This window comes from Arthrobacter sp. R4-81, from assembly GCF_054792365.1.
The window spans coordinates 3,432,072-3,451,280 of record NZ_CP096445.1; the positions used below are offsets into that span (position 1 = coordinate 3,432,072).

A 19,209-nucleotide genomic window follows, 5' to 3' on the forward strand; every position below is an offset into this window, starting at 1 on the left:
TCTACCGACTGGAAGTATCCACTCATGGGCTGATATTTCAGCAACAAAAACTACCTCCCAAGGCTGAAAACCAGCTTGGGGACTCATCCTCAAGCGCCCGCTTCGCGCGATGCCTCACGCTCACCGGATTCTTCATCCGGCTCTTCCGGCAGCTTGCCGCGCAGCCTGCCGATCACGAGGTCCACCACAATGCCGAGACCGACCGCGCAGATGATGGCGATAACGGCCCCAAGCAGATGGTTGTCCTCGAACCATTGCCCGAAAAACAGGCCGATTCCTACGGAGTAAGCGGCCCACAGGATTGCTGACATCACGGTGAGAAGCACGAAGCGCAGGTGCGCGAAGCGTGTGGCTCCGGCGGTGAGATTGACTGCCACACGGCCTATGGGAATGAACCGGGCCACGAGGATCAGTGAGGCAGGCCGTTTCCTGAGCTCAAGCCCGGCCCAGCGGAAGGCCTTCTGCATTCGGCGGCCACGCATCCACCTCCAGCGGTTCGTTCCCACGCCCCGGCCGATCAAGTAGGCGATATTGTCGCCCAGGAACGCCCCGAGTGCTGCGACCACGGCGAGGAGCCAAGGATTGGGGACATCCGCCGTGGCCGCAACAGCAGCAAGGCCAACCACCACGGATTCGCTGGGTATGGGTGGGAAAAACCCATCAATCAGGCAACATGCCAGCACCAGGAACAGGACCCAGGGCTGCCCGGCCGCCGCGAGAATGAAGTCGTTGATTTCCTGCACAGTTTCCTAATGGCCGCCGGGACGTGTTCGCTTCTGCTTATGCTATGCGGTCAATAATGAGCTGCTGTGCCGGCCGGGAACCATCGGGGGCGATGGTTACAGCGTGTTCGAGGGCTTCCTTGGCCCGTGCAAATTTTTCCGGGGTATCTGTCAGCAGTGTCATCAGCGGCTCTCCTGCCCTCACCATCGCACCCGGTTTTGCATGCATTCGAACACCGGCACCGGCCTGGACCTGATCCTCCTTGCGGGCCCGGCCTGCACCCAGGCGCCATGCGGCTACCCCCACAGCCAAGGCATCAAGTTCCACCAGCACGCCGTCGGCAGGCGCGTAAATCACTTCTGAATCCTTGGCCACCGGAAGCGCCGCACGGGGATCCCCTCCCTGCGCCTCGATCATGCGGTTCCAGACGTCCATGGCCCGGCCGTCCTTCAGGGCTGCCCGCGGATCGGCATCGTGGATGCCGGCGCAGGCGAGCATCTCCTCGGCAAGCCTCACGGTCAGTTCGACGACGTCGTCCGGACCACCGCCTGCAAGCACCTCGACCGATTCCTCTACTTCGATTGCGTTGCCTGCCGTCAGACCCAACGGCGTATTCATGTTGGTCAGCAGGGCCACCGTGTTGACGCCTGCGTCCTTGCCCAGGGCGACCATGGTTTCGGCCAGTTCGCGGGCCCGTTCCTCGTCCTTCATAAAGGCCCCGCTGCCCACTTTGACGTCGAGTACCAGTGAGCCCGTACCTTCCGCGATCTTCTTGCTCATGATGGAGGAGGCAATGAGCGGAATGGCTTCCACCGTTCCGGTCACGTCCCGCAGGGCGTACAGCTTCTTGTCCGCAGGGGCGAGGCCGGCACCGGCTGCACAAATCACGGCTCCCACGTCCTGTAGCTGGGCCATCATTTCCTCGTTGCTGAGCGCGGCACGCCAGCCCGGAATGGATTCGAGCTTGTCAAGGGTGCCGCCGGTGTGGCCCAGCCCACGGCCGGAGAGCTGCGGTACGGCGACGCCGAACACAGCAACAAGCGGTGCGAGCGGAAGGGTGATCTTGTCCCCCACGCCACCCGTGGAGTGCTTGTCGCTGGTAGCCTTCACGCCGCCGTCGGGACGCCGCAGTGCCGAGAAGTCCATCCGCTCGCCTGAGGCGATCATGGCGGCAGTCCAGCGGGAAATTTCCGCCCGGTCCATGCCGTTGAGCAGGATGGCCATATTCAGTGCCGCCATCTGCTCATCGGCAATGGCGCCCCGGGTATAAGCGTCGATGGTCCAGTCGATCTGTTCCGGGCTGAGCACACCCTTGTCCCGCTTGATGCGGATGATGTCGACGGCGTCGAACGCTTCAGTTTTGTTTGGGGTGAGTGTCACCGGGTTTCCTCCAAGTGTTGGGGACCAAATGCATCGGGAAGCACCTGGTCCATTGTCCTGATTCCCTGGGTGGTCATTAGTTCCATGTCCGGTGCGCGGAACTCATAGAGCAACTGGCGGCATCGCCCGCACGGCATGAGCACCTGGCCCTCGGCGTCCACGCAATAAAAGGCACGCAGCAGGCCGCCTCCGCTCATGTGCAGGTTGCCCACCAACGAACATTCCGCGCACAGGGTCAGGCCGTAACTGGCGTTTTCCACATTGCAGCCGCTGACGATCCGGCCATCCGAGGTGAGGGCCGCAGCTCCCACCGGGAACTTTGAATAGGGGACATAGGCATTGTTCATGGCAGCGACGGCGGCAGCCTCCAAAGCCTGCCAGTCGACTTCCGTGGTGGTCATCCCCGTCAACCCTTGACGTACGGAATGCCGCTGGCCGCAGGTGGTCTGGAGCGACCCACCAACCCGGCCACGGCCAGCACGGTTACCAGGTACGGCAGCATGGCCATGAACTGGCTCGGCACGGGGGTACCGATGATGGTCACGATGCTTTGCAGGTTGTCGGCAAAACCGAACAGCAATGCGGCAAAGAAGGCTCCGATGGGGTTCCATCGCCCGAAGATCAGGGCAGCCAGGGCGATGAAGCCGCGCCCGCCGGAGATCTCCTTGGTGAAGCTGTCGATGGCCACAAGGGTAAAGAACGAGCCGCCGATACCGGCAATCGCTCCGCCGAGGGTGACGTTCCAGAATCGGGTGGCGTTGACTTTGATGCCCATGGTGTCAGCTGCTTCCGGATGTTCACCCACCGCACGGACCCGGAGGCCCCACTTCGTCTTGAACAATCCAATCCACACCACGATCACCGCAATGTACATGAGGTAGCCAACCACGGATTGCCTGAAGAGGATGGGCCCGATCAGGGGAATGCTGGAGAGCACCGGGATGTCCACAATAGGCAGCCTGTCCGGCGAGTTGAACTGCTCCGGGTCGGCCTGCATCACCGTGCTGAACATGAATCCGGTCAGTCCGGACACCAGGACGTTCAGCACCACACCGACGATGATCTGGTTGACGAGGTATTTGATGCTGAACAGGGCAAGGACCATGGAGACGACGGCGCCGGCAATGGCCGCGGCCAGGAGTCCGATAAAGGGGTTCTTGGTAATGCTTGCGACGATGGCGGCCGTGAAGGCACCGCCGAGCAGTTGTCCCTCGATAGCGATATTCACCACGCCGACCCGCTCACACAAGACGCCTGACAGCGAGCCGAAGACCAGCGGAACGGCTAGCGTCACGGATCCGGCGATCAAACCGGCAAGGGAAATGTTCGGCGTGCGCGCGCCTCCCACCAGCCAGATCAGGAAGGCCACGACAAAGACGACGATGAACGCAATGGGAAGCCACCGCGGGGCGGACTGGTTCCTCGTCTTCAGATACACCGCATATCCGGCCAAGCCGAGAAGGACCACGGACAGCACAATGCCCGCAAGGAACGCCGGCACTTCGATGACTGGCAGCTGGAAGAAGTCGCCCGCTGAGGAGATCCCGAACTTTGCGGTCTGGTTGGGACCCATGACTCCAAAGAACACAAAGGCCACGAGGCCCAGCGCCGCCAGCAGGATGGGGATTTTCCAGGTGACCGGTTTGGCTGAGGAGCCCTGGATCCGGGTAGAGCCCGGCTGCGGGGTTCCTGGCTTTGGTGCTGTGGTTGTTGTGCTCATGCTGCACCTCCGGTGGTGGCTGCCGTTGTGGACTTACCGGCGGTAGCCGTTTTCTTCCGCCGCGGGTTCAACCCGAAGACGGCCCGCACCAGCGGCGGGGCGGCGATGAACAGGACGATGAGCGACTGGACCACCAGGACAATGTCGATAGGGGTTCCGGTTTGGATCTGCATCTGGACTGCGCCTGCGCGGAAGGCGCCGAACAGCAGGCCAGCTGCGAAGGTCCCCCACGGCGTCGAACGCCCCAACAGCGCCACAGTGATGGCATCAAAACCATAGGTGGCCGCGACCCCGTCGGTGAGGACCTTCTCCGTTCCCGCTACCTGGGCCACACCGGACATGCCAGCCAAGGCCCCGGCGAGGGCCATCACAAGGATGGTGGCGCGTGGAACGTTGATTCCTGCAGTCAGTGCGGCCTTGGGGTTGGCGCCAACTGCCCGGAATTCGAAGCCGATGGTGGAGCGGTTAAGGAGCCACCACACCAGTACAGTGGCCGCGATGGCAAGGACAAAGCCGAGGTGGAGCCGGTACTGCGTGCCAAAAATCTGCGGATAGACGGCCGTCGGATCGAGGATGGGGGAAATAGGGTTGGTCTCCCCCGGACGCTGAAATGCGGGGGTATTCAGCAGGTACCGGAGGAAGTACAGCGCTATGTAGTTGAACATGATGGTCAGAATCACTTCGTGGGCACCGGTGCGTGCTTTGAGGTAACCCACCAGGCCTCCCCAGATGGCACCGCCGATAATGCCCGCCACGAGGACCAGCAGCAGATGCAGGCCCAGCGGCAGATGCAGCGCGAAGCCGACCCAGGCCGCAAGGATACCTGCCATGATGATCTGTCCCTGGGCACCGATGTTGAACAGGCCGGCGCGGAAAGCAAGTGCCACACCCAAGCCTGCCGTGATCAGCGGCGTCGCTATGGTGAGGGTCTCCATGAACGGCGCGAACTGGGCAGCAGCCGTGTTCCCCCGGGGGTTGAACACTGACCCTTGGAACAGGGCGACATACGAACGTGTGGCTGCATTCCAGACCGCCAGGAGGAAATCACTGGGCCGGGCGAAAAGGTAGGTGGCTGTGGCTCCCACCTGCTTGTCCGTACTGGCAATGAGCAAACCGCCCAGGATCAGCGCCAGGAGAACGGCCAGGAGGGAAACCATCCCGCTGCCGGTGAAAATCTTACGGAGGAGGGTGTCAGGTCCGCCGGGCAGCGTTCCACTCTGGGCAGACACGGGCACCGCTGAAGGGCCCATCGCGCCGCCGGCCGTGTCCAGTGATACGGCAGCGGCTGTGTCCTCCGCGGGGGCCGGCGCATCAGCGGCGTTGTCGGAATTCTCGGCGCCTGTTGACTTCGTCGGCTTCTTCGAATGGTTGTCCGCCACGTGTTTGTGTTTCTCAGACATGGTCGCCTCCTTCGGCGCGGGAGGTGGAGGGTTCAGAAGATGATCCATCATCCGGTGATCCATGATGATGGGCGCGATCGGCGTGGGCTGCCTCATCGGGAGAAAGACCTGCCATCATCAGGCCCAGCACGTCCCTGCTGGTGCCGGCTGGAACAATCCCCACCAGCTTGCCCTTGTAAAGCACTGCAATCCGGTCTGCCAGCTCCATGACCTCATCCAGTTCAGTGGACACGATCATGACCGGAGTGCCGTTGTCGCGTTCGGCGACGATTCGCCGGTGCAGGAATTCAATGGAGCCTACGTCCACACCACGGGTGGGCTGGGAGGCGATGAAAAGACGAAGCGGACGCGACAGCTCGCGCGCCATGACCACCTTCTGCTGGTTTCCGCCGGACAAGGTGCCGGCGGCCAAAGCTCCGGACGGGGTGCGAATATCGAATTCCCCAATCCTGGACGTGGCGTTCTCCAGGACCTTGGCCGGGCTCATGCCGATTCCTTTGGCGAAGGGAGACTGATCGTAGAGGTCCAGTACCAGGTTCTCGGCGATGGAGAAGGTGCCGATCAGTCCGTCCACTTTCCGGTCCTCGGGAACGAATCCGACGCCGGCCTGGAGCACTTCCTTGACGCTGCGGCCAAGGAGTTCCTTCTCGTCGAGCAGGATGGATCCTTGGACCCGCTCCTGCAGGCCCAGAATCGCTTCGGTGAGTTCCGTTTGGCCGTTGCCCTGGACACCGGCCACGGCAAGGATCTCGCCCCGGGCGATGCTGAAACTGATTCCGTCCACCACGTGCTGCCCGCTGGGGGCAATCACGGTGAGGTCCCGGACTTCGAAAGTGGTTTCCTGGGGGCTGGCCGGCTCCTTGTCCAGCGTGAGGCTCACGGAGCGGCCCACCATCATGGAAGCCAGCTCAGTGGTTGAAGCCCCAGGAGGAGCAGTTCCCACCACCTTGCCTCGCCGGATCACCGTGATGGTGTCAGAGACTGCCTTCACTTCCCGGAGCTTGTGCGAGATAAAGACGATCGAAGTGCCGCCGCTCTTGAGCTGGCGCATGATGTCAAGCAGTTCGTCGGTATCCTGCGGGGTGAGCACTGCCGTCGGCTCATCCAGGATGAGGACCTTTGCGTCGCGGACCAGGGCCTTGATGATTTCGACGCGTTGCTGGACGCCCACGGGGAGGTCTTCCACGAGGGCGTCAGGATCGACGTCGAACCCGTAGCGGTCAGAGATTTCCTTGATTTTCCGCCGCGTATCGTCCAGGTTCAGGAAGCCACCCGCTTTGGTGGCTTCGGCGCCCAGTGCGACGTTTTCGGCAACTGTAAAAACAGGCACCAGCATAAAATGCTGGTGCACCATACCGATGCCGGCGGCCATGGCGTCTCCTGGCCCGCGGAAGCTGACGGGTTTTCCGTCAATGAGGATCTCGCCGTCAGTGGGCTCGTACAAGCCGTAGAGGACGTTCATCAGGGTGGACTTGCCGGCGCCGTTCTCACCCAACAGGCAGTGGATCTGACCGGGTTCAACAACCACATCAATGTGATCGTTGGCTAGCAGGGAGCCAAAGCGTTTGGTAATCCCCTTGAGTTCAAGTTTCAAAACTCTGACCAATCTCGAAGCGTCCGGCGCTTCTGGCCGGACGGGATATGTGGCTGCAGCATCAGCCTAGTACCTGCCGCTGTGGGCGGAGCCAGGCCATGCACAACGAAAAAAGGAGAATGCCAACGAAAAGCGCCACCGCCCGTCCAGTCGTAACTGTCCGGGTGGCGGCGCCTTGCGTTGGGATCAGGGCGTTGGGGATCAGACCTTGGGGCTGGCGGTGGATTCCACCTTCAGCTTGCCGTCCACAATGTCCTTCTTGATCTGTTCCAGTTCCGTCTTCAGCTCTGACGGGACGGCCGATTCCAGGTCGTGGAAGGGGGCAAGCTGGACGCCGTTGTTAGCCAGGGTACCGACGTACGGGGTGTTGGAGAACGTGCCTTCCTTGTCTTCCTTCACCACGGTCTCGACAGCATCACCCATCTGCTTCATCACGGAAGTCAGCATGATGTCCTTGTAATCAGGAGCGGTGCGGAAGCCGTCAGAGTCAACCCAGATGAGTTTGACGTCCTTGCCTGCGGCCTTGGCTTCCTTCAGCGCAGCACCAGCGCCCTTACCGACCGGACCCGCGACGGGCATGACGATGTCCGCACCCTGATCCAGGAAGTTCTGGGTCAGCTGCTTGCCCTTGTCCTGCTTTTCGAAGTCACCGGTAAAGCTGCCGTCCTGGGCTGCCTTGTCCCAGCCAAGGACCTTGACGTCCTTGCCCTTCTGTTCGTTGTAGTACTTCACGCCGTCGGCGTAGCCGTCCATGAAGATGGTGACGGTGGGGATCTTGATGCCGCCGAAGGTCGCAACTGTTCCGGTCTTCGTGGTTCCGGCAGCCAGGTACCCGGCCATGAAGGCTGCCTGCGCGGTGTCGTAGATGATCGGCTTGACGTTGCTGATGGCCGGGGTGTAGTTGAAGTCGATAATGGCGAAGTGGCTGTCCGGGTTGGCGGTGGCGATCTTCTTCGTGGCGTCGCCCAGGAGGAATCCGACCGTGAGGGTGAGGTCGCAGCCTGCCGTGACCATGGCGTTGAGGTTCGGCTCGAAATCATTGTTGGTCTTGGATTCAACCTGGTTGACCTTGATGCCCAGGTCCGCTTCGGCTTTCTTCAAGCCCTCGTACGAGGACTGGTTGAAAGATTGGTCGTCGAATCCACCGGAGTCTGACACGATGCAGCCGGCGTAATCGCTGGTCGTGGCAGTCGGGCCCCCCGCTTCAGGGGGAGCCCCGCAAGCCGTCAGCAGGAGAGCGGCCGCACCTGCGGTGGCAACGCCAACCATGGAACCGCGCTTGACGGTTGCACGCAGTGAGTTCTTCAATGTTCCTCCAGGAAAAAAGAGATAGGCGCTACGACGGTTCAATGAGTGTCCGTTTCTAATGCTCCACACTGAAATTCTGTTTTCACTGATGGGTTCGCAGCACTGCGCCGTAGCGCACTGATACAAGCAACTTTAGTGTCCTGGAACACGTCCTGGCCCATGCTGGACGCCATATCGGCATATCGTTGAGAACTTGTTACCTACGGGTAGGGGTGAGTGCAAGTCACATGACGCCAGTCTCTGAACGTCAACGGGGAACCTACAGGCGTACGAGCATTTTCCCGGTGTTTGCACCGTCGAGGAGATCCATAAATGCCTGCGGCGCGTTCTCCAGTCCGTCCACTATCGTCTCGTCATAACGGACGGTGCCCTCGGCCAGCCAGCCGGCCATCCTGCCGGCAAATTCGGCTGCATGCTGCCGCTGGCCGCCTACCAGGAATCCCCTCAAAGTGAGCTGCTTTCCGATGGCCAGCATCAGGTTGTGCGGGGCAGGGGTTGGCTCGGTGGCGTTGTACTGGGCAATCGCGCCGCACATCGCCACCCGTCCGCCGATGTTCAGGACGGACAACGCGGCCTCAAGGTGTTCGCCGCCCACGTTGTCGAAGTACACGTCGATCCCGGCGTCGCCGGCCGCTTCCTTAAGCTGATCCTTCACGGGGCCGTCATGGTAATTGAAGGCGGCATCGAACCCAAGTTCAAGCAGCCTGTCCACTTTCTCCTGCGAGCCTGCCGAACCGATAACGCGGGGTGCACCCATTGCTTTCGCTATCTGACCAACGAGGGATCCTACTGCCCCGGCAGCACCGGAAACGAAAACGGCGTCGCCTTCCTTGAACTCCGCTACCTTCAAAAGGCCTGCATAAGCCGTGAGCCCAGTCATCCCCAGCGCGCCCAGAAAGGCGGAGGAGGGGGCCAAGTCAGTGCGGGCAACCGTCGTGGAGCCCGCCGCCGCAACAGAGTGTTCACGCCAGCCCAGTGAATGCACGACGACGTCCCCCACCTTCCGGTCAGAGGACCGGGACGCGATGACCTCGCCTACTGCTCCGCCGTCGAGCGCTTCCCCCACCGCGAACGGTGCCGAGTAGGACTTGACGTCATTCATGCGGCCACGCATGTAGGGGTCCACGGAGATGAAAAGGTTCCGCACCAGCACCTCGCCGTCTGCCAATTGCGGGACGGCGGCTTCTGCAAGACGGAAGTTCTCCGGCACGGGACGGCCTGAGGGCCGGGATGCCAGCTGGATGACACGGGTGGTTGTGACGGTTTCCTGGCTCATGCGGCCACCTCCAGGATCTTGATGTCGACGTTGATGTTGCCGCGCGTGGCATTGGAATACGGGCAGATCTGATGTGCTTTGGCAACCAGCTCCTCTGCCGTTGCAAGATCCAGTGCGGGAAGGGCGATTTCGAGTTCGGCGGCGAGGCCGTAGCCGGGTCCGTGCTCCAGTGCGCCGATGTGAATCCTCGCTGCAACGGCGGAATCGGTCAGGTCGGCGCGGTATTTACGGCCAACAGTGCGCAGTGCGGAGTGGAAGCATGCGGCGTAGCCGGCGGCGAACAGTTGCTCAGGGTTGGTCCCCTGGCCGTCGCCTCCGAGCTCCACCGGGGCGGCCAGAGTAACGTCCAGCTTGCCGTCCTTGCTGCGGGCACTGCCTTCACGGCCTTCGCCCGACGCCAGTGCTTCTGCAGTGTAAAGGGTCTTCATGTGGTACCCGATCTGTTGTGGGTGGTTAATTCTCAGAGATGACCGTGGAGGGCAGAGGTCAGCCTGTCCAAGGTTGCGCGCAGCTGTTCCAGCTCAGCGGCAGAGAGCTTGGCGGCATCTGCAAGGTGCTGGGGAATCCCGGCTGCCTTCGCGCTGAGGTTCCTGCCGGCGTCGGTCAGCGTAATTTCCATCCGGCGCTCGTCAAGGGCTGACCGGCGGCGCTCCACCAGCTCAAGCGACTCAAGCCGTTTCAGAAGCGGTGAAAGTGTTCCCGAATCCAGGCCGAGCTCCTCCCCCAGTTCCCGGACGCTCCGCGGCTCGTTCTCCCATAACACCAGCATCACGAGGTACTGCGGGTAAGTGAGCCCCAGTTCCTCCAGGATGGGCCGGTAAACGGCAGTGGCTGCTTTTGACGCCGAGTAAAGGGCGAAGCACAGCTGGCGGTTGAGTCTGGGAGCATCGGTCATGCCGTAACGGTAGCCCACAATTAGATTGTGCACAACTCAATTACCGGAAGAACCACCAAACCACCACTAAAGGAAAGCGCGGACTGGCAGCAGATGCTGCCAGTCCGCGCTGAAGTGACTAGAGGTCGCGGATGGTGCGGAGCGCTGCAGCAGTGAGCACCTGGATGCCGTAGCCGAGGGCCCGCTCGTCCAGGATGTAGTCGCCGCGGTGGAGATCGTATTCTTCCCCGCCGGGGGTCTTGGTGCCTAGCCGCATCATTGCGCCCGGACGCTCGGCCAGGAACCAGGCGAAGTCCTCCCCGCCCATCGACTGCGGTGTGAGCACAACGGCGCCTTCGCCGATTTCGGCACGCGCGGCGGCTTCGATCAGGGCCGTTTCGTGTTCGGAGTTGACCACGGGCGGGACCCCACGGGTGTGCTCGAGGTGGACCTCAACCCCATAGGGAGCGGCAATCTCGTGGACAATCTCATCCAGGAGTTCGCCGGCGCTCTTCCACGCGTCGCGGTCCAGGCAGCGCATGGTGCCGGCCATAAAGCCGTTGGCCGGAATGGCATTGGGCGCCGAGCCTGCTGAAATCTGGCCCCAGACAACTGAGACCCCGCTACGAACATCAACGCGCCGCGACAGGACCGCGGGTACGTTGACGGCGATCTGAGAAAGGGCAAACACGAGGTCTTCGGTGAGGTGCGGGCGGGAAGTATGCCCTCCCCTGCCACTAAGGGTGATCTTGATGGTGTCCGAGGCTGACGTGATGGCGCCGATCCGTGTGCCGATCTTGCCGACGTCGATCCGGGGATCACAGTGAAGCGCAAGGATGCGCGGCACGCCGTCGAGCACGCCCTGCTCGATGCACGAGTGGGCACCCCCGGGCATGGTCTCTTCCGCCGGCTGGAAGACGATGCGGACAGAACCACGCAGCGGCGACTCAAGATGCATCCGGTGCAGCACGAGTGCAATCCCGAGCATGGTGGCAGTGTGCACGTCATGGCCACAGGCGTGCGTCACACCGTGGTTCTTGGAGGCGAACGGGAGGCCTGTTTCCTCAATGATCGGCAAGGCATCGATGTCCCCGCGCAGGGCCGTCGCAATGGGCCCATCGCCGACATCAACGGTGAGCCCGGTACCCTCAAGCCTGCGCGGTTTGAGCCCTGCTGCTTCGAGCCGCTCCACGAGCTTGTCGGTGGTGCGGAACTCCTTGAACGACAGCTCCGGGTGCGCATGGAGGTCACGCCGGAATTCGATCAGTTCCGGCAGGAGAGACTCCAGCCATGGCCCCACCAGGTCGGTGGGCTCAGCTTCAGTAGTGTAATTGCGCACGCAATAACTCTAGCGAGCGTACAAAGAATAGCGGCATCGCCGTCGGCCCGTTACGGTTACAGCCGGTTTTTTAGCCGGTCTTAGCCGATGGAGAGGCCGGCAGAGAAGGCCGTCAGAGGACGTCGGTGTCGCCGCTCGCCTTGAGCGCGTCAACAGCAGCCTTGACGCGCTGGGAGTGCTCCTTGGTGGTCACCAGCAAGGCATCGGGAGTGTCCACGATGACCACGTCCTTGATGCCGATCAGGGCAATGACGCGCTTGGTATCCGAGACCACCACCCCAGAGGCATTCTCCGTGAACACCCGGGCGCCTTCGCCGAGGACGGTGACATCATGTACTTCCTTTGCGCTGTTCAGCCTTCCCACCGAGGCGAAGTCTCCGACGTCGTCCCAGCGGAAAAGACCAGGCACGACGGCGACGTCCCCCGCCGCTGCTGCAGGTTCAGCCACGGCATAGTCAATGGCGATCTTCGGAAGCGACGGCCAGACGCGTGCCGTCACTTCGTCACGTTCCGGACCATCCCAGGCCTGGGCGATTTCCAGCAGGCCCTTGAAAAGTTCGGGCTGGTTGGCCTCGAGGTGCTTGAGCATGAGGGCGACCGGAGCGACGAACATGCCCGCATTCCAGACGTAATCACCGCTATCCACATACTGCTGAGCCACTTCTTCGCTGGGCTTTTCCACAAACTCCACTACCGCCTGGGCGCTGGGTGCCAACGGAACAGCCAGGTTACGTCCGGAGCGGATGTAGCCGAAGCCGGTGGACGGGTGGGTTGGTTTGATACCGATGGTGACGATCTTGCCGGCCGCGGCGGTGTGGATTGCCTGCCGGACTGTGTCCTGAAAGAGGTCGTCAGGGCTGATGACGTGATCCGCGGCGAAGGATCCCATGATGGTGTCCGGATCCCGCTGGTGCAGGATGGCTGCGGCCAGGCCGATGGCTGCGGCAGAATCCTTGGGTTCGCTTTCGAGCACGAGGTCGCTGTCGTGCAGTTCGGGCAGTTGGCTGCAGACAGCCGTCCGGTGCGCTGTTCCAGTCACTACCAGGACCTGCTTACCGGCCAGCGGCTCCAGGCGATCGTAGGTGGCACGGAGCAGCGTGCTGCCGGATCCCGTGAGGTCGTGGAGGAATTTCGGAGCTGCTGCCCGTGACAGGGGCCAAAGGCGGGTCCCCACTCCGCCGGCCGGAATCACCGCAATAAAACGGTCCAACGGTGAATTCTGGTTTGTCACATTGTCGTCTCTCATCACGGCCTACTTTAGCGGAAGCGCCTCAGGGCAGCCCCCGCACCCTGCTTGTAAGCGTGCGCAACCCCTCATTATGTGGCATTTGTCTCATCATTTCGTGAAATCCGCGCTGTTACTGGCCACCAAGGAGTGCCTAAATTGAATAAGCTGTGAGCGAAGCCTAGATTTAGGCCCGAGCTACGAGTGCTCTCGCAGCAGGCGTTCCCCCCGCGTGGATCCCACGCCAGCGCCGCTGTGTTGCAGGGAGGTTTATTCAGTGCCGACAAAACCAGCTGGCACCTTGTACCGCGGCCGTGAAGGCATGTGGTCCTGGGTAGGACACCGTATTACCGGTGTAGTGATCTTTTTCTTCTTGTTGGTCCATGTCCTGGACACCTCACTGGTGCGCGTGTCCCCCGAGGCCTACAACCATGTGATCGCTGCCTACAAGAACCCGCTGATGGCCGTGGGTGAAACGGGCCTCGTCGCAGCAATTGTGTTCCACGCCTTCAACGGCCTGCGGATCATCGCCGTTGACTTCTGGAAGAAGGGTGCCAAGTACCAGCGCCAGATGCTGTGGACTGTCCTGGCTCTCTGGGTTGTCACCATGGTGGCCTTCTCCATCCGCCACCTTTCCCTCGCCTTCGGAGGTCACTAAGCCATGTCTGCAACAGAGATCCAGCCCCCACGCAGCGGCCAGATCAGTGGCAAGCCTGCTGCCGGCGTCGTTGCTCCGCAATACCGCCGGACAGGCGGCTCCCGTGGCAACTTTGAAATGTTCGCTTGGCTTTTCATGCGGCTCTCCGGCGTTGTCCTTGTTGTCCTGATCTTTGGGCACCTTTTCGTCAACCTGCTCGTGGGCGAGGGCATCAAGGCCGTCGACTTCGGTTTCGTTGCCGGCAAGTGGGCGGACCCGTTCTGGCAGGTCTGGGACCTTGCCATGCTGTGGCTTGCCATGCTTCACGGCACCAACGGCGTCCGCACCATCATTAATGACTACGCGGAAAAGGACTCCACCCGCTTCTGGCTGAAGATGGTCCTCTACGCCGCCACCACCGTCATCATCATCCTGGGCACCCTGGTGATCTTTACGTTCAACCCGTGCCCCATGATCGACGGCGTCCCGTTGCAGGGTGGCTTCTGCCCCGCAGTCTAGGGGCTGCCCTACTGCCTGCATCGGCGCTGGCAGTGATTCCACGTTTCAGGTTTTACGGTGCAGGCTCCGCCGGCCCGTGCTTTTATAGCGAATTTTGAGAGAAAGAGCGTCTGGTATGCAGGTCCATAAGTACGACGTCGTTATCGTCGGTGCCGGTGGTGCTGGCATGCGCGCAGCGATCGAATCCGGTCAGCGTGCGCGAACAGCAGTATTGACCAAGCTCTACCCCACCCGCTCGCACACCGGTGCAGCGCAGGGTGGCATGTGTGCGGCGTTGGCCAATGTCGAGGAAGACAACTGGGAGTGGCACACCTTCGACACCATTAAGGGCGGTGACTACCTGGTTGACCAGGATGCCGCCGAGGTTATGGCGAAGGAAGCGATTGACGCCGTCCTGGACCTGGAAAAGATGGGCCTGCCGTTCAACCGCACCCCTGAGGGCCGGATTGACCAGCGCAGATTCGGTGGCCACACCCGCGATCACGGCAAGGCTCCCGTCCGCCGGGCATGCTACGCAGCTGACCGCACAGGGCATATGATCCTCCAGACCCTGTACCAGAACTGCGTCAAGCACAACGTTGAGTTCTACAACGAGTACTACGTCCTTGACCTCCTGACCGTCGAAGAAGACGCCCTCCGTGAGGATGGCACGCCGTACAAGCAGAAGCGCGTGGCCGGCGTCGTCTCTTACGACCTCGCCTCCGGTGAGCTGCACGTATTCCAGGCCAAGTCCGTGGTGTTCGCTTCCGGCGGCGCCGGCAAGGTGTTCAAGACCACCTCCAACGCCCACACCCTCACCGGTGACGGCATGGGCATCGCCTTCCGCCGCGGAATCCCCCTGGAGGACATGGAGTTCTTCCAGTTCCACCCGACAGGCCTCGCGGGCCTCGGCATTCTCCTCTCGGAGGCCGCCCGTGGCGAAGGCGCCATCCTGCGAAACTCGGAGGGTGAACGCTTCATGGAGCGCTACGCCCCCACCATCAAGGACCTTGCCCCGCGTGACATTGTGGCCCGTTCCATGGCCAACGAGGTCCGTGAAGGGCGCGGTTGCGGTCCGAACAAGGACTACGTGCTCCTTGACCTGACGCACCTTGAACCGGCGCACATCGACGCCAAGCTGCCGGATATCACCGAATTCGCCCGCACCTACCTCGGTGTGGAGCCCTACACCGAACCGGTTCCGGTTTTCCCGACGGCGCACTACGCCATGGGCGGCATTCCCACCAACATCACCACGGAAGTCCTGCAGGACAACGACACCGTGGTTCCCGGCCTGTACGCCGCGGGCGAGGTTGCCTGCGTGTCGGTGCACGGCTCGAACCGCCTCGGCACCAACTCCCTGCTGGACATCAACGTCTTCGGCAAGCGTGCCGGCATCGCCGCTGCGGAATATGCCAAGACAGCAGACTTCGTTGAGCTCCCGGAGGATCCGGAGGCGTACACGATCGAGCTGCTGAACATCGCCCGCAACGGGACCGGTGACGAGAAGGTGGCTGTGATCCGCAAGGAGCTGCAGGACACCATGGACGCCAACATGCAGGTGTTCCGGACCGCCGAAACGTTGAACCAGGTTCTGCGGGACATCGCGTCCTTCGAGGAGCGGTACAAGCGCATCAGCGTCCAGGACAAGGGCAAGCGGTTTAACCTGGATCTTTTGGAAGCCGTGGAGCTTGGCTTCCTGCTGGAACTCGCCAAGGTGATGACCGTGGCTGCCCTGCACCGGGAAGAATCCCGTGGCGGTCACTTCCGCGAGGACTTCCCCGAGCGCGACGACGACAAATTCATGAAGCACTCCATGGCGTACAAGGACGAGCACGCACCTGCGGACGGAACCGGTTCCGCAGAGGCAATCGCCGGCATCAGGCTTGGCACCAAGCCCGTTGTCTTCACGCGCTACGAGCCGATGGTGAGGAAGTACTAAGATGTCCGCTGAACTTGCTGAGCCAGCCTCCAAGATCGAACTGCCAGCGCACGTTGGAGGTGGCGGAGAGATCCCCACATTCGACGTCACCATGCGTGTGCGCCGCTATAACCCCGAGGTCTCCGCCGAAGCGACCTGGGATGACTTCAAGGTCACCATGTACGGGACCGACCGTGTGCTGGATGCCCTGCACAAGATCAAGTGGGAAATCGACGGCAGTGTCTCTTTCCGCCGCTCCTGCGCCCATGGTGTTTGTGGCTCGGATGCCATGCGCATCAACGGCCGCAACCGCCTTGCCTGCAAAACGCTTCTGAAGGACCTGGACACGTCCAAGCCCATCACGGTGGAACCCATCAAGGGCCTCCCGGTGGAGAAGGACCTCATCGTGGACATGGAACCGTTCTTCCAGTCCTTCCGCGAAGTCATGCCGTTCCTCATCAACAGAGGCCACGAACCCACCAAGGAACGCCTGCAGTCCGCCGAAGACCGCGAGCGGTTCGACGACACCACCAAGTGCATTCTCTGCGCCGCGTGCACGTCCTCGTGCCCCGTCTTCTGGACCGACGGCCAGTACTTCGGCCCCGCTGCCATCGTGAACGCCCACCGCTTCATCTTCGATTCACGCGATGACGCCGGCGACATGCGCCTGGAGATCCTCAATGACAAGGAAGGTGTGTGGCGCTGCCGCACCACCTTCAACTGTTCCGAGGCATGCCCCCGCGGCATCCAGGTAACGCAGGCAATCGCTGAGGTCAAGCAGGCCATCCTGTCCCGCAAGATCTGACGCGTTTAGTACCAAGGTCTACTAACAAGGCTCTATAGCGACGACGGCGCCCCTCACCCCAGCGGTGGGCCGGCGCCGTCGTCGTTTCAGCAGAACTGAAAGGCAAGCGATGTCACGGTCGGAGAAAATCAGCTTCGAGGGAACAACGGGCGAGATCCTGTCCGGGATTCTCGACGTTCCCGACGGCCAGGTTAAAGGGTGGGGTGTGTTCTCGCATGGGTTCACGCTCGGCAAGGACAGCCCTTCGGCCTCGCGGATGTGCAAAGCCCTGGCAGATAACGGCGTGGGGATGCTCCGCTTCGACAACCTTGGACTGGGCGATTCAGCGGGGTTGTGGTCTGAAGGATCCTTCAGCCACAAGGTGGCTGACACGGTCCGTGCTGCCGAATTCATGCGTGCACAGGGAAAAACCATTTCGATTCTGGTGGGGCACTCCTTTGGTGGTGCCGCCGTGCTGGCCGCTGCCCAGCACATTCCCGAGCTCGACGCCGTCGCTACTGTCGCGGCGCCATTCTCACCGAAGCATGTTGCCCACGTCTTTGACGCTGCCCTGGACAAGATCCTCAGTGAAGGCAGCGCCGAAGTGGACCTCGGCGGCAAACGGGTGGAAATCCGCCGGCACTTCGTCGAGGATCTTGAAAACGCCGACCTTACCGACTGCATCAAGCGCCTGCACAAGCCGCTGATGGTCCTCCACTCCCCCACCGACAACACCGTGGGCATCGAAAACGCCAGCACCATCTTCCAGACGGCACGGCACCCCCGCAGCTTCGTCTCCCTGGAAGGCAGCGACCACCTGCTCACAGGCAAGGGGCAGGCGGCGCGTGCAGGCAGGATTATTTCTGCCTGGGCTGATCAGTACCTCGACGCCGGACGGTAGCCTCCAGCGCACGCTCCGGATCGACCGGTGTTTTGCCGGGCTGCACCCGGCGGGGGCCCCAGCCTGTTATTTTTCCGGCGGGCGCCCTTTTGAGGTCCTCCTCGCGTACCTTGGACCAGGCTGCAGCCATCAGATACACCTGGCTGACCAGGTTGAACCAGATCAACAAGCCGATAATGATCGCGAACGGGGCCAGGATCGGGTTCCGGCCGGCGCTTGCGAGCAATTCCGTGCTGAAGATCTGCAGGACACCGGTTCCCAGCGCCGCAAGGATGGTTCCCTCCAGCAGCGCCCGGCGGGACAGCCGCAACCCGCCTGCCAATCGGAACATGATGACGGCCGTGACCCACGCCAGCACCAGCGGCACGCCGATCTTAATGGAGGTGGTCAGCGGCCCGGAGAGCAGCGTGTCGAGCCGGAACTGCTCCGTCACCCAGCCGGCAGCAGTGCCGAAGACCAGGGATGCGCCGGCGCTGACTACAAGCGCAACACCGAGCAGCAGAAGTATTCCTGCCTCTTTGAGTTTGAGGAGCACAGGATTCATCGTCAGCGGAGGCAACTCATGGATTATGCGCAAGCCGCCGCGCATGCCGCCAATCCAGCGGAGGGACGTCACCACTGTTACTACGGCGGCTATGACGGCTGTCCATCCCAGCCCGTCAGGGTTTAGCAGTTCCTCCGGGGCCACCAGGCCTTCCCTGCCCTCCCTTGTCAACAGTCCAGGAGCGGCAGCCGATACACTGCTGACGATTCTGTCCAGGAGCACAGGCTGACCGCGCAGCAGCAGGCCTGCAATGGAAAAGCCCGTAGTGAGGAGACCAGTGATGGAAAAGAACATGTTGAAGCCAATACCGGCGCTCAGGAGTGGTCCGCGCTGAAGGTTGTACTGCTGCATGGCCCGTACGGGGCGAAGGGCGTTGAGCCGGGCGACGAGCCACTGGACCATCGCCGTCAGGGATTTGAGGGCGCCGCCGCCAGCACGGCGGGTTTTGCCCCACTCGAGCTTCCTGCGGATAATCTCCAGCTGCAGCTGGGCCAGGTTGGTGGGCAGGGGCCTGTCAGCGGGGGTCGGGTCAGCGGGACCGCGCTGAGCTGTCCGCCCCTCGGGGGTGGTCAGTTTCGATACCAAAATCCAACTCTTCCCGTAGCTGCCAGATGCCGTTGGTGTCGTGCTCGTAGAGTCCCATGCTAACCACAGGGAAGGTGGCCCTGTAGTCCTTCAACACCGTTTCGGCCTCGTCGAGGCTCTCGGGGGCGACATCGTGGGCGATGGTCACATGCGGGTGGTAGGCAAAAGGAAGGTCACGCTCAAGAGGGCCGGTCTGGAGCCTTTCATGGAGATCCACACAAGCCCCGAACCCGTCCTCCACGTTGAGGAACACCACCGGGGAGACGGGGCGGAAGGACCCGGTTCCGGCGATGCTGACGGTGAAAGGTTCCTGGTTCCTTGCCACTTCCCGGACATGGCTCAGCGTCGCTTCCCAGTCGTCCGTCAGTGTGGTGGTGACCAGCGTGATGTGCGCCGGGACCACATCAGCCATGGGGTCGCCAAACGATGCCCGCCACTGCTGCAATTCCAATGCGATGTCCGGCGGAAAGCCCAGGATGACCCCGACGCTCATGCCTTCC

The 19,209-nt window shown here is 62.0% G+C and carries 19 protein-coding genes; 5 read left to right on the top strand and 14 right to left on the bottom strand.

Annotated elements, in window-relative coordinates:
- Positions 1 to 89: 89 nt before the first annotated feature.
- From M1E05_RS15820 to M1E05_RS15875, 12 genes are all read right to left on the bottom strand, one after another.
- Positions 90 to 743: a DedA family protein gene (locus M1E05_RS15820; protein ID WP_461163492.1), complete on the bottom strand. Its 654-nt coding sequence runs from the start codon at positions 741 to 743 to the stop codon at positions 90 to 92.
- Positions 744 to 780: 37 nt separating this feature from the next.
- Positions 781 to 2,103, bottom strand: a complete 1,323-nt coding sequence (locus M1E05_RS15825) for a thymidine phosphorylase (RefSeq protein ID WP_461163493.1) — start codon at positions 2,101 to 2,103, stop codon at positions 781 to 783.
- Positions 2,100 to 2,504 carry a cytidine deaminase gene (locus M1E05_RS15830; protein ID WP_461163494.1) on the bottom strand — a complete coding sequence of 135 codons (405 nt, stop codon included), beginning with the start codon at positions 2,502 to 2,504 and terminating at the stop codon, positions 2,100 to 2,102. Before M1E05_RS15830 ends, M1E05_RS15825 begins: the two co-directional genes overlap by 4 nt.
- A gap of 5 nt (positions 2,505 to 2,509) precedes the next feature.
- Positions 2,510 to 3,823, bottom strand: a complete 1,314-nt coding sequence (locus M1E05_RS15835; RefSeq protein WP_458113595.1) for an ABC transporter permease — start codon at positions 3,821 to 3,823, stop codon at positions 2,510 to 2,512.
- A complete protein-coding gene (locus M1E05_RS15840; RefSeq protein WP_461163495.1) occupies positions 3,820 to 5,223 on the bottom strand; it encodes an ABC transporter permease in 1,404 nt (467 codons plus the stop codon). Before M1E05_RS15840 ends, M1E05_RS15835 begins: the two co-directional genes overlap by 4 nt.
- The gene (locus M1E05_RS15845; protein ID WP_461163496.1) at positions 5,216 to 6,817 is read right to left on the bottom strand and encodes an ABC transporter ATP-binding protein; all 1,602 of its coding nucleotides are present in this window, start codon (positions 6,815 to 6,817) and stop codon (positions 5,216 to 5,218) included. Before M1E05_RS15845 ends, M1E05_RS15840 begins: the two co-directional genes overlap by 8 nt.
- Positions 6,818 to 7,018: 201 nt before the next feature.
- Complete coding sequence (locus tag M1E05_RS15850) at positions 7,019 to 8,125, bottom strand: BMP family lipoprotein (RefSeq protein ID WP_461163497.1); 1,107 nt, start codon at positions 8,123 to 8,125, stop codon at positions 7,019 to 7,021.
- Positions 8,126 to 8,384: 259 nt separating this feature from the next.
- Complete coding sequence (locus M1E05_RS15855; RefSeq protein WP_461163498.1) at positions 8,385 to 9,401, bottom strand: NADP-dependent oxidoreductase; 1,017 nt, start codon at positions 9,399 to 9,401, stop codon at positions 8,385 to 8,387.
- The gene (locus tag M1E05_RS15860; protein WP_458113590.1) at positions 9,398 to 9,829 is read right to left on the bottom strand and encodes an organic hydroperoxide resistance protein; all 432 of its coding nucleotides are present in this window, start codon (positions 9,827 to 9,829) and stop codon (positions 9,398 to 9,400) included. The genes M1E05_RS15855 and M1E05_RS15860 overlap by 4 nt, the downstream gene beginning before the upstream one ends.
- Before the next feature lie 32 nt (positions 9,830 to 9,861).
- Complete coding sequence (locus tag M1E05_RS15865) at positions 9,862 to 10,296, bottom strand: MarR family winged helix-turn-helix transcriptional regulator (RefSeq protein WP_458114440.1); 435 nt, start codon at positions 10,294 to 10,296, stop codon at positions 9,862 to 9,864.
- 118 nt (positions 10,297 to 10,414) lie between these two features.
- Complete coding sequence (locus M1E05_RS15870) at positions 10,415 to 11,614, bottom strand: amidohydrolase (RefSeq protein ID WP_461163499.1); 1,200 nt, start codon at positions 11,612 to 11,614, stop codon at positions 10,415 to 10,417.
- 112 nt (positions 11,615 to 11,726) lie between these two features.
- On the bottom strand, positions 11,727 to 12,860 hold the full coding sequence (locus tag M1E05_RS15875; protein ID WP_458113588.1) for a mannose-1-phosphate guanylyltransferase: 1,134 nt from the start codon (positions 12,858 to 12,860) through the stop codon (positions 11,727 to 11,729).
- 301 nt (positions 12,861 to 13,161) lie between these two features.
- Between M1E05_RS15875 and sdhC the strand changes: the two genes are divergently transcribed.
- The 5 genes from sdhC (at position 13,162) to M1E05_RS15900 (ending at position 17,580) form a co-directional block, all read left to right on the top strand.
- A complete protein-coding gene (gene sdhC, locus M1E05_RS15880) occupies positions 13,162 to 13,497 on the top strand; it encodes a succinate dehydrogenase, cytochrome b556 subunit (RefSeq protein WP_458114439.1) in 336 nt (111 codons plus the stop codon).
- Between the two features lie 3 nt (positions 13,498 to 13,500).
- Positions 13,501 to 13,995 (top strand): succinate dehydrogenase hydrophobic membrane anchor subunit, encoded by a 495-nt coding sequence (locus M1E05_RS15885; protein WP_309106176.1) that lies wholly within the window; start codon positions 13,501 to 13,503, stop codon positions 13,993 to 13,995.
- A gap of 115 nt (positions 13,996 to 14,110) precedes the next feature.
- Positions 14,111 to 15,916 (top strand): succinate dehydrogenase flavoprotein subunit, encoded by a 1,806-nt coding sequence (sdhA, locus tag M1E05_RS15890; RefSeq protein ID WP_458113587.1) that lies wholly within the window; start codon positions 14,111 to 14,113, stop codon positions 15,914 to 15,916.
- Position 15,917: 1 nt separating this feature from the next.
- The gene (locus tag M1E05_RS15895; protein WP_458113586.1) at positions 15,918 to 16,700 is read left to right on the top strand and encodes a succinate dehydrogenase iron-sulfur subunit; all 783 of its coding nucleotides are present in this window, start codon (positions 15,918 to 15,920) and stop codon (positions 16,698 to 16,700) included.
- A gap of 109 nt (positions 16,701 to 16,809) precedes the next feature.
- On the top strand, positions 16,810 to 17,580 hold the full coding sequence (locus tag M1E05_RS15900) for an alpha/beta hydrolase family protein (protein WP_458113585.1): 771 nt from the start codon (positions 16,810 to 16,812) through the stop codon (positions 17,578 to 17,580).
- On the opposite strand, the gene M1E05_RS15905 is transcribed toward M1E05_RS15900, so the two are convergent.
- Positions 17,537 to 18,709 (bottom strand): YihY/virulence factor BrkB family protein, encoded by a 1,173-nt coding sequence (locus tag M1E05_RS15905; protein WP_461163500.1) that lies wholly within the window; start codon positions 18,707 to 18,709, stop codon positions 17,537 to 17,539. The genes M1E05_RS15900 and M1E05_RS15905 overlap by 44 nt on opposite strands.
- Positions 18,654 to 19,202 carry a 2'-5' RNA ligase family protein gene (locus M1E05_RS15910; RefSeq protein ID WP_461165267.1) on the bottom strand — a complete coding sequence of 183 codons (549 nt, stop codon included), beginning with the start codon at positions 19,200 to 19,202 and terminating at the stop codon, positions 18,654 to 18,656. The genes M1E05_RS15905 and M1E05_RS15910 overlap by 56 nt, the downstream gene beginning before the upstream one ends.
- Positions 19,203 to 19,209 lie beyond the last annotated feature (7 nt).

What these genes read in the sequence shown, in the direction of transcription:
- M1E05_RS15875 (WP_458113588.1), bottom strand. Translation starts at nt 12,860, where the DNA reads ATGAGAGACGACAATGTGACAAACCAGAATTCACCGTTGGACCGTTTT.
- M1E05_RS15840 (WP_461163495.1), bottom strand. Translation starts at nt 5,223, where the DNA reads ATGTCTGAGAAACACAAACACGTGGCGGACAACCATTCGAAGAAGCCG.
- M1E05_RS15895 (WP_458113586.1), top strand. Translation starts at nt 15,918, where the DNA reads ATGTCCGCTGAACTTGCTGAGCCAGCCTCCAAGATCGAACTGCCAGCG.
- M1E05_RS15835 (WP_458113595.1), bottom strand. Translation starts at nt 3,823, where the DNA reads ATGAGCACAACAACCACAGCACCAAAGCCAGGAACCCCGCAGCCGGGC.
- sdhC (WP_458114439.1), top strand. Translation starts at nt 13,162, where the DNA reads ATGTGGTCCTGGGTAGGACACCGTATTACCGGTGTAGTGATCTTTTTC.
- M1E05_RS15855 (WP_461163498.1), bottom strand. Translation starts at nt 9,401, where the DNA reads ATGAGCCAGGAAACCGTCACAACCACCCGTGTCATCCAGCTGGCATCC.
- M1E05_RS15830 (WP_461163494.1), bottom strand. Translation starts at nt 2,504, where the DNA reads ATGACCACCACGGAAGTCGACTGGCAGGCTTTGGAGGCTGCCGCCGTC.
- M1E05_RS15910 (WP_461165267.1), bottom strand. Translation starts at nt 19,202, where the DNA reads ATGAGCGTCGGGGTCATCCTGGGCTTTCCGCCGGACATCGCATTGGAA.
- M1E05_RS15885 (WP_309106176.1), top strand. Translation starts at nt 13,501, where the DNA reads ATGTCTGCAACAGAGATCCAGCCCCCACGCAGCGGCCAGATCAGTGGC.
- M1E05_RS15865 (WP_458114440.1), bottom strand. Translation starts at nt 10,296, where the DNA reads ATGACCGATGCTCCCAGACTCAACCGCCAGCTGTGCTTCGCCCTTTAC.
- sdhA (WP_458113587.1), top strand. Translation starts at nt 14,111, where the DNA reads ATGCAGGTCCATAAGTACGACGTCGTTATCGTCGGTGCCGGTGGTGCT.
- M1E05_RS15860 (WP_458113590.1), bottom strand. Translation starts at nt 9,829, where the DNA reads ATGAAGACCCTTTACACTGCAGAAGCACTGGCGTCGGGCGAAGGCCGT.
- M1E05_RS15900 (WP_458113585.1), top strand. Translation starts at nt 16,810, where the DNA reads ATGTCACGGTCGGAGAAAATCAGCTTCGAGGGAACAACGGGCGAGATC.